The organism is Streptomyces sp. MS191 (genome assembly GCF_008042125.1).
GTDB lineage: Bacteria > Actinomycetota > Actinomycetes > Streptomycetales > Streptomycetaceae > Streptomyces.
In genome coordinates this window covers 1-1,869 of record NZ_RDBI01000113.1, presented here as the reverse complement: position 1 = coordinate 1,869, position 1,869 = coordinate 1, and the positions used below count along the sequence as shown (strand labels likewise).

Genomic DNA, 1,869 nt, shown 5'->3' with positions numbered 1-1,869 from the left:
CCTCGTCGCGGTTCGCGGAGCCGTAGGCGACGAAGACGGTCGCTCCGGCGGGCAGGTCGGTCCCGGCCAGGGCGACCGGGCGGGTGGTGGTGCGGCGGAATCCCTGGACGGCGGTGTCGAAGCGGGCCGCTTCCTCCACCGCCCCGGGTATCAGCTCCGACCGGGCGCAGAGCAGCTCCCACTGGTCGCGGTGGGGGTCGGGCTCGCCTTCTGTGGTTCGTGGGTGGCCGATTCGTACCGCGAGACGCAGGTGTACCGGGGTGCGGCCCTCTGCGGGCAGGGCGCCCCCACCGGTGCCGAGGGGCAGCGGGGGTGCGTCGCGGTGGCGCGGGGCACCGTGCTCGACCGTGCCCGGCGGGAGGACTGCTCGTGGGAGTCCAACGGCGACGGGACGAGCTCCTACCGCTGCACGACCTCGTACGAGGTGCGGATCCGCAGGCCGGCGAGGACGGAGTGGCACGACGTGGGGTACCGCCTCTACGAGGACGCGCGGCCCGGCGACCGGGCCGAGGTCCGCACCTGGCAGGGCGCGGTGGTCCGGGTCGTGGTCCGCGGCCACACCGAGACCTACCTGACCGGCTCCGAGTTCCTCGTGGGCCTGTGGTGCGCGGTGTGCTGGCTGTTGCTGGGCCTGGGACTCTGGGCCGCCTTCGGGAGCGGGTTCGGCACCCTCTTCGCCTTCCACAACATCGGCTGGATCGGCCTGGCGATGCCCGTCGGGGTCCTCGCCTACGGCCTGCTGCTCGGCATGTCCGTGGCCGCCTGGATCTGCGGGCTCGTCGGCGCGGCGTTCCTGGTGTGGTGGACGGCCGGCGCCCGGAACCTGTGACCGGGATCAGCCGAGTTCGAGGCTGGTGACCCCGAAGATCCGCTCCCGGGCGACCGGCCGGAGCGGGCCGGTGTACATCCGGGCCGTCTCGAACGTCGGCTCCATGCCCCGCTCCTCGGCGAGCCGTGCCGCCGCCGGGTTGGCCTCGGGCATGTCGACCGCGATCCGGTCCGAACCGAACGCCCGCGCCTCGGCGGCCAGCGCGTCGAGGAGCACCGCGGCGTCCGCCGGGGTGTCCGCGAACAGCGGCCCGACGCGGGCCTCGTCCTGCGCCGGCCGGACCACCCCGTACCCCGCCGGGCGTCCGCCGACGAGCCGCACGAGGGCGCGGTGGCCGGGTGTGGTCAGCCAGGAGTCGAGGAAGCGCGGCCGGTCGGCGGGGTGGCAGGCGCTGTCGTACGCGGCGAGGGCGGCCCGATCCACCCGGTCCGCCGGCACGACACCCGCGGCGGGGGCCGGGGGCGCGGGCACCTCGCCCACGTACCGGGCGGTGCGGTAGGCGGGCGCGAAGCCGGAGCGACGGTAGTTGTCCTGCTGGGCGGGCACCCCGTCGAGACCGACCGTACGGTCGCCGGCGTGGGCGAGCGCGGTCCGCCAGGTGGCCAGACCGTAGCCGTGACCGCGCAGGTCGGGCCGGACCAGGTAGAACCCGAGGAAGGCGTAGCGGTCGCCGTAGTTGACCACCGAGATGGCCGAGACCGGCTCCCCGTCGATCCGGCCGAGGAAGAAACCGGCGGGGTCCTGCGCGAAGAACGCCGGGGCGTCGGACAGTCCGGGGTTCCACCCCTCGGCGGCCGCCCACGTGCGTACCCGGGCCCATTCCCCGAGGGTCGCGGGCGCGACGTGGAGCGGGCCGGAGGGGGCGGAGGGCATGAGGGGTTCCTTCGGCGGCCGGTGCGCGGCACCCGGGCGACGGGACGACTCCGGGAACGACGCGGACGACAGGTACACGGGAGGTGAAACCGGGCACAGCGTGCGCCGATCCTAACGAGATCACCGCGGCGCCGTCCTCCTCGGCGATCGATTCCGGCCGCCCGCGC

General features: G+C 75.2%; 2 protein-coding genes. One reads left to right on the top strand and one right to left on the bottom strand.

All coding sequences use genetic code 11. From position 1 onward, the window contains the following. Positions 1–223: 223 nt before the first annotated feature. Positions 224–829 carry a hypothetical protein gene (locus tag EAO71_RS38040; protein WP_187282954.1) on the top strand — a complete coding sequence of 202 codons (606 nt, stop codon included), beginning with the start codon at positions 224–226 and terminating at the stop codon, positions 827–829. A gap of 6 nt (positions 830–835) precedes the next feature. On the opposite strand, the gene EAO71_RS35325 is transcribed toward EAO71_RS38040, so the two are convergent. Continuing rightward, positions 836–1,702 carry a GNAT family N-acetyltransferase gene (locus EAO71_RS35325; protein WP_147981910.1) on the bottom strand — a complete coding sequence of 289 codons (867 nt, stop codon included), beginning with the start codon at positions 1,700–1,702 and terminating at the stop codon, positions 836–838. Positions 1,703–1,869 lie beyond the last annotated feature (167 nt).

Excerpts from the sequence above, each read along its gene's own strand:
- EAO71_RS35325 (WP_147981910.1), bottom strand. The coding sequence starts at position 1,702 with ATGCCCTCCGCCCCCTCCGGCCCGCTCCACGTCGCGCCCGCGACCCTC.